Annotated in this window: 3 protein-coding genes; all 3 read left to right on the forward strand. The window is 38.1% G+C overall.

Annotated features, from left to right (window positions below; genetic code table 11):
• Positions 1 to 216 precede the first annotated feature (216 nt).
• Entirely contained in the window at positions 217 to 5,556 is a 5,340-nt protein-coding gene (locus AWV75_RS16040; protein ID WP_231738180.1) for a gliding motility-associated C-terminal domain-containing protein, read from the forward strand.
• A 62-nt stretch (positions 5,557 to 5,618) separates the two neighbouring features.
• Positions 5,619 to 6,545, forward strand: a complete 927-nt coding sequence (locus tag AWV75_RS16045) for a PorP/SprF family type IX secretion system membrane protein (protein ID WP_060874660.1) — start codon at positions 5,619 to 5,621, stop codon at positions 6,543 to 6,545.
• A gap of 18 nt (positions 6,546 to 6,563) precedes the next feature.
• A partial coding sequence (locus AWV75_RS16050; protein WP_156424210.1) for an OmpA family protein occupies positions 6,564 to 8,365 on the forward strand: 1,802 nt, incomplete at its 3' end.

Consider the following 8,365-nt stretch of genomic DNA (forward strand, 5'->3'; position numbering starts at 1 on the left):
AAAAAATTAAGAAATGTTAATAAAATAAGGGCTTTTACTCCTGTAGCTCAATTTTGAGAGTGATGAAAATTATTATATATTTATAAGGGTTTGCTATATTCTATTTTTTTTTGTTTAAAAAAAGAGAATAATATGATTTATATTAATTTACGTTTTGTTAATATTAATATAAAAAAAATTATATATTTGACAGTAACTAACCTAAAACGAATACACATGAAAAGAATTACAGTGCTTTTCTTCTTCTTGCTGAGTCTATTTTTCAGCTACGGACAAGAAGTAACGATTGGCACAGGTAACATTGCTCAAGAGTATCCTTTATCTAATTATTACGGTTATCAACGTTCAGCAGCATTATATACTGCAGCTGAAATTAATCAAACCGGCTTTATTAATAAGTTAGCTTGGGATATCGGGAAGATGGGTGATAGTAGACCTGTGAAAATATATTTAAAAGTAGTAGAGGCAGATACTTTAGTCGCTGCGAATTGGTCTACTTTAACAACCGGAGCAACGTTGGTCTACAACGGAAGTTTTATTCCAAAAAATACGACAGGCTATCGTACAATTAATTTGGATCGAAGTTTCAATTATGTTGGAGGGACTAAAAGTGTATTGGTTTTAGTCGAAACAAATGCTGGTGGTGCTGGAATAGATGAGGCAGAAGGATTGCTCATTAAAGCTTCTACAAGTACAAATCGACACTTGACTACTCGAGTAGATAATACGAATGCCTCAGGTAATTTGTCTTTTGTTTCGAGTAGACCTAATATTAAAATGACATTTGGTCCTGAAATTACGTGTTATGGGATTCATGCTGTATTGGATACAGTGAAAGCAAAAAGCATTAGCTTTACTATTACTTCACAAACGACAACAACGTCTTTTTCCTATGAAATAAGAACATCTGGTGATCCAGGTTCAGGAGCAACAGGCTTGGCAGCATCTGGAACGATTACGGATATGAGTACACAACCTTTCGTTGTGGGAGGACTAACTCATTTGACTAATTATACCTTATATGTTCGTGCTAATTGTGCGAATAGTCAAAATTCGTTGTATAGTGAAGGTCTTGATTTTTCAACACCGCTAGATATTGTTCGTTTACCTTTTACAGAGAATTTTGAAGATGAAACACATTTTTATTATGTGAATGATACAAATAATAAATGGTATGTTGGGACGGCTGCTGCGAATGGAGGTACAAAAGGATTGTACATTAGTAAAGATGCAGGGGTAACCAATACCTATAATAATGTTGGTGTACAAGTATCTCATGCCTTTATGAATATTGAAATTCCAGAAGGTGCCGAAGATTTAGAAATTACTTTTGATTGGCGCTGTTTAGGACAAACGGGACTAAAGGATTATTTTAGAGTTTGGCTTGTTCCGATGACTTATACACCGACGGTTAGATCACAAATTACGGCTAATGCTACTAGGATTCAAATCGGAAGAGATCAATTTTATGACAATACCGTTTTCTTGAATGAGAGAGCATTTGTTCATGTTGCTCCATTTGCAGGACAGCAAATGCGCATTGTTTTTGAGTGGAAACAGGATTCAAGTGGAGGAGAAGATCCACCTGCTGCAATTGATAATTTAAATATTAAACCTTATTTCTGTAAAAAAGTTGCAAGTAGTACGATTCAGGTTTCTAATATTACCACAACGGAAGGAACGGTAAGTTGGACTTCTACTACTGCTCCATCGTATGACGTGTATTTAACAGAAAACCCTCAAGCTCCAGCAAGTATTATACCTCCTATTGGTAATAATGGGATTCTAGTATCAACGGATACGATAACACATACGTTTACTAATTTAAAGGCAGGAACTCAATATTTAGTATGGGTGCGTGCAAAATGTGAACCCAATAAATTAAGTGTTTGGAATGGTCCTAAAATTTTAGCAACCGATATGACATTGCAAGAGTTACCTTATCGTGAAGATTTTGAAAGGGTAACTAACTTTGAATATAAGAAAAATGATTCTAAAAATAAATGGTTTATTGGATCAGCAGTGAATAATGGTGGTTCAAAAGCATTGTATATTAGTGAAAATTATGGATTGACCAATACCTATAACGTTACAGGAGTTCAGGTTTCACATGTGTACAAAGATTTTAAAGTACCTGCAGGAACACAAGAAATGAAAGTGAATTTTGATTGGCGCTGTGTAGGAGAAGGGACCATATCGGATTATTTTAGAGTTTGGGTAGTTCCTCAGAATTATACTCCTTCTGTAGGCACACAAATTGCAGTGGGTGCGAATAGAATTAGATTGGGCAGTGCACAGTTTAATGGAAGAGATACCTTTAAAAGTGAAGAAATTATTTTTGATGCGACAGCTTATGCCGGTCAAAATGTACGTTTAGTATTCGAATGGAGACAAGATAATGCAGGGGGTAACCAACCTCCAGTGGCTATTGATAATTTGAAGGTTGAAGCAAAAAGCTGTGTTGCACCGACCAATTTTAGAGTAGTTGAAACACGTGGTACTACAGCTAAAGTAGCTTGGACGAGAGTCCCTAGACAAAATAGATTTGAAATATACTATTCTACAACAGATACACCACCAGGAGAGACTGTTACGGGGTCTTTGATTACGACTCAGAACCCATATACCATAACGGGACTAAGTGCTAGAACAACTTATTATGTATGGATTAGAACAGTTTGTGGTGATAACAACAGAAGCTTCTGGGTACGTCTGACTTTCAATACTGGACAAATTCCAGCGGATATGCCTTATAATGAAGATTTTGAAGGTATAAGTGATTGGGATTTCCAAAGTTCAGCGTTGAATAAATGGGTGATTGGTACAGCTGTGAATAACGGAGGAGATAAATCACTGTATGTAACAAAAGATGAAGGAGTTACGAATTCATATGATGTTACTGTGGCAACTGTTGCACATGCGTATCGCGATATTGCCGTTCCAATGGGGACAGCCGAATCCAATTTAAGTTTTGATTGGCGTTGTATGGGTGAAGGAACAACGACAAAGCGTGATTACTTTAAAGTATGGTTGGTACCGAATACTTTTACACCAATTGTAGGACAACAAATTACGGCTGCAGATGATCGTATTCAAGTTGGTGGATTGTTTAATCAGCAAGAAACGTTTACCAATTATATTATCCAAAATATTGATTTGATTAGATTTCAAGGACAGGTCATGCGATTAGTTTTTGAATGGCGTCAAGATGCAAATGGTGGAGAGCAGCCCCCAGGAGCCATTGATAACATCAGAATTGAAAAAGGGATTTGTCCAAAAGTTAGAAACCTTCAAGCGGAGGCTATTGAAGGAGCAGTACCACAAAGTGCATTATTAACTTGGGATTCCTTTGGTAACGAAACACAATGGGAAGTAATCATTTTTGAATTGGATGATCCTACGGTGCCAAATAATACAACACCAGGGGGCATTATTGTAAACCAAACGAGTTATGTGTTTAGGGATCCAGATCCAACAAACCCAGCTCCTCGTTTTTATAAATTTTATGTTCGCCCAGTTTGTGATGGTGACGGAACAGTAAAAAAATGGACAGGACCTGCTGCCATCTCTTTTATTCCTCCTCCAGGTTGTGCGAAAGTAAAAGCAGATATTGAATTTACAGACCTTGAAGGGTTGGAACAGAATGAAAAAGGACAGTATGTGATTTGTGAGAAAGGAACATTTGATTTTACATTAGGAGCTTCTTATTATGATATTAAAAAAACGGAGCGATACAAAGTAGAACCAATAGAATATAAACCACCTTTCCCATTCAAAGGAGGAGATGCTATTAATTTGACCCAAGATGATGTATGGTCAGACGTTATTGATCTTGGATTTAATTTCTGTTTCTTTGGAAATAGTTACAATAAGGTTTTAATTGGAACCAACGGAATGATAACGTTTAGTATCAGAGGTGAAGTTCCAGATGGAAGGTATACAGCACTTGATGGTTCTGGTTGGGATTTTGACCCAACTCATCAAATACCTCTAGATAGAGGAGGGAATAGAAATCCTCCATATGTAAATACGATTCATGGCGTAATGCAAGATATGTTTCCAGATCGTTCACCTCAAGATTATTCTGTGAATTATCAAATCATGGGGAAAGCTCCTTGTCGTACTTTAGTATTTAACTTATATCATATGGGACTGTTTACCTGTGGGTATGATGTAAATGATGTTGAAGGATCAACAACAACATCACAAATAGTTTTGTATGAGGGAAGTAATATTATTGAAGTGTACGTTAAAAATAGACAGGCATGCCTTCGATTTAATCAAGGCGCTGGTCTGATTGGTATTCAAAATGCTAATGGTACGGTAGCATATACTCCACCAGGTAGAAATACTGGTGCATGGAATGCTCATGAAGAAGCGTGGCGTTTTTCTCCAGATGCTGAATCAACAGCTGAATTCTTATGGGAAAAAGACGATGAATTTTTCTCTACAAATGCTGAGATTAATATTCAGGTAGATAAAACAGTAAAATATACGGCAAAAGCAATTTATCAAATCTGTGGAGAAGAAGAAACGATAATGACGAAGGAGTTTATCTTCCTGAAAGAAGATTTTGAAATAGGCCAAGTGAAAGATTTAGTAGATTGTGCAAGAAAACCAGGAGAAGAAAATATCTTTGATTTGAGAGATACCTATCCGGATATTTATGGTGATCTTGATCCAGCGCGCTATGTATTGAAGTTCTATGAAACAGTGGAAGATAGAGATGCTGATAGAGCTTCACTACCGGATATCGTGAAGTACAAAGGATCCAATAAACCAATCTATATTAAATTAACGAACAAACTCACAGGGTGTGTGGAGTATAAAACATTTAGATTGAGTGTGGACAAACCTTTACCAGTATCAATTTTAGAAGATAGCAGTGTATGTGGATCGTATTTGCTTCCAAAATTGGAGGAAGGAGAAGCCTATTACACGAAGCCATATGGAGCAGGAATTAAATATGAAGGAGGAGCTATATTTAGTGAGATTGGTGTTCATGATATTTATATTTACAAAGAGGATGAAAACGGATGTTTTGGTCAATCCCAATTTGTATTAGAAATTACAGTGCAACCTGTTGCTGATCGAATAGCAAATATGATGTTGAAGTGTGAGGTGTATACATTACCAGAATTGTCTGAGTATAATAAGTACTATACTTTACCAAATGGAGAAGGGGAAGAAATACCAGCAGGTACCATCATCTATAAACCAACAACGATTTACATTTTTGCTACAAATGGAGGTGAAAGAGGTGCTATTTGTGAGGATCAAAGTAGTTTCACTGTCGATTTTGATGACTGCCCAATTCCAAAGGGAATTTCACCAAATGGAGATGGAGTAAATGATTCATTTGATTTAAGTGGTTATGGGGTTTCCAAAATTCAGATCTTTAACCGCAATGGAATGGAAGTTTATTCCCAAGGGTTATATCAAAGTGAGTGGAAAGGACAAGATAAATCAGGCAATAAATTACCATCGGGAACCTATTTTTATATCATTATTGCTAATGGTGAGATGAAGTCAGGTTGGGTACAACTTAGTTATTAATATAAATACAACCAGCAACTGTGTGTGAAAACACACAGTTGTTTCAAAAAAATAAATCGTATATGAAGAAAATATATTTAACATTAGGAGTGCTGAGTTTACTTAGTTGCCTAGAAGTGCAAGCCCAACAGAATCCACAATACACGCAGTATATGTATAATATGAGTGTTGTGAATCCGGCTTATGCGGGATCTAAGGATGCTGTTTCTATGGGAGCTTTGTATCGCAAACAATGGGCTGGTTTTGATGGAGCACCTGAAACGGGGACTTTTTTCATCAACAGTCGTGTAGGTAAGAAAGTTGGTGTTGGATTGTCTTTTATCAATGACCGCATAGGTCCTGTTACGGAGAACAATATTTACGGAGATTTTTCTTATACTTTGGAGTTAGGTGGCGTTCATAAATTAGCCTTGGGTATCAAAGCAGGAGCTACGTTTCACAGTTCTAATTTGTTTTCTGATATTGGAGATGGTTATACCATTGATCCCAATGACCCTGCATTTGGAGAGGATAGCAAGTCTACGCTTTTCAACGCAGGTATTGGAGCGTACTACTATACGGATAAATACTTTATCGGTTTAGGAGTACCCAATATGATAAAAGAATACTATTTGAACTACGATGGGAAGAACTTTGGACAACGCGAGATTCACATGTATTTGAATGGGGGTTATGTCTTTGATTTGGATCAAGATTGGAAGTTGAAACCTTCGACCATGATCAAATACGCGTTGAACTCACCCGTTTCTTTTGACTTGAACATGAACGTGATGTATTTGAACAAGATTGAGGCAGGGGTTAGTTACCGATTAGAAGATGCTGTTGGGGGTATGATCAACTACCGTGTTACTCCACAATTGCGCGTGGGTTATGCGTATGATTACATCACCTCTGATATCAACAAAGTGGCTAAAGGCTCTCATGAGTTTATGGTGCTTTATGATATCTTCTTGTCTAAGAAAGTGTCAAGTTCATCTCGTTATTTCTAATAGCATAAAAAGAATACAATGAAAATAAGAAAGGTTTATTTAGCGCTGTTATTGGGCGGATTCTTAGCTACTCAGAGTATGAGTGCTCAGGAGCCGATCAAAACTCCCTTAGAGATTGCCGATGATCACTACAAGCACTATGAGTTTGTAGATGCGGCAAAAGTATACCAGAAGCTAATTCGCGGTGCGAAGACAGATAATTATATTTATTTACAATTGGCTGATTGTTATTACAACATCTTCAATACAGTAGAAGCAGCAAAGTACTACGGGAAGGCTTTGGAGAAGGATCCGAGTTTAGATTCGGAACTTTACTATCGCTATGCTCAGATGCTTAAGGCAAGTGGTCGTTATGATTCTTCTAATGCTGCGATGCGTAAATTCGCAGAGCGCAACCCGGAGGATCAACGTGCGATTGCTTTTATGCGTGAGCCAGATTACATTCCTCGTTTACGCGCGCAAGAGGAGTTGTTTACCTTTGAGGAATCGGGGATCAATGACCGTCAGGGAAATGATTTCGGAGCTTTTTTAACGGTAGGTGATACACTTTATTTTGCATCTACGCGCAAGGGCAACAAGTCTAAGAAAAAATACGGATGGGATAACCAAGGGTACTTGGATATCTTTCAAGCGAAGTATAAAAATGCAGATGACCCGTTGTATGATGTAGAGCCAGTTTCAGAGTTGAACACGAAGTATCACGATGGTCCTGCAACAGTAACTGGCGATGGTCACACGATGTACTTTGCTACGGAGAGTTTCCGTGCAGGGAAGTACACCAAGAACAAGGCTAAACTCGTGAAGCTAGGTAAGGTTAGCGTTTTTAGAGCGACCAAGAAGAAGGGTAAATGGACGGATTTTGAACCAGTTCCTTTCAACGGTAGCGATTACTCAGTAAGTAACCCAAGTGTGAGCAAAGATGGTCGTACATTGTACTTTTCATCTGATATGCCAGGCACGATGGGAAGCACGGATATCTGGAAAGTAGATATTGATGAGGACGGTAACTATGGTACACCGGTGAATATGGGAAGCCAGATCAATACCGAAGGTCGCGAATCGTTTCCATTTATTTCAGAGGATGGGAAGTTGTATTTTGCATCTGATTCCCGCAAAGGTTTTGGTGGTTTAGATGTTTACGTAGTAGATTTAGCTATTCCACAGGCAGAGCCGAAGAACTTAGGAGCACCGATTAATACAGCGAAAGATGATTTTGCTTTTTCTTTCTACCCAGGAAAAGACATCGGTTTCTTCTCCACGAACCGCATTGGACGCGATGATATCTATAAAGCGAAACCAGTTTGTAATACGGAGATGTATGTGACAGTAACACACAAAGACACCGGAAAGATCTTAACAGGAGCTCGTGTGGATATCTATGACGATCGCAAGAACTTGATTGAGACGAAGTTTACGGATCAACGCGGTATTGTGGAATATGTTGTAGATTGTGGGAAATTTTACCACTTACAAGTTGACATGGATGACTTTGAAGGGAAGGCTGTAGAAGTACCTTTGAACCGCAAGGGAGGTCGTCAGTTAGTTAATGTAGGCTTGCGTCCGATCGAGGTAATTGTGACTAAAGACGAGATTATCTTAGGTGATGTTTACTTCGAGTTTGACCGTTTCAACATTACCCAACAAGGTTCTATCGAGTTGGATAAGTTGGTGAAAGTAATGAAGCGCAATCCACAGATGCGCATCAAGGTAGGTTCTCATACGGATAACCGCGGAAGTGCGACGTACAACCAGAAGTTATCAGAGAATCGCGCGAAAACGACGGTTCAATATGTGTTGTCAAAAGGCATTGAAGCTTACCG

Source organism: Myroides odoratus, from assembly GCF_001549985.1.
Lineage (GTDB): Bacteria > Bacteroidota > Bacteroidia > Flavobacteriales > Flavobacteriaceae > Flavobacterium > Flavobacterium odoratum_A.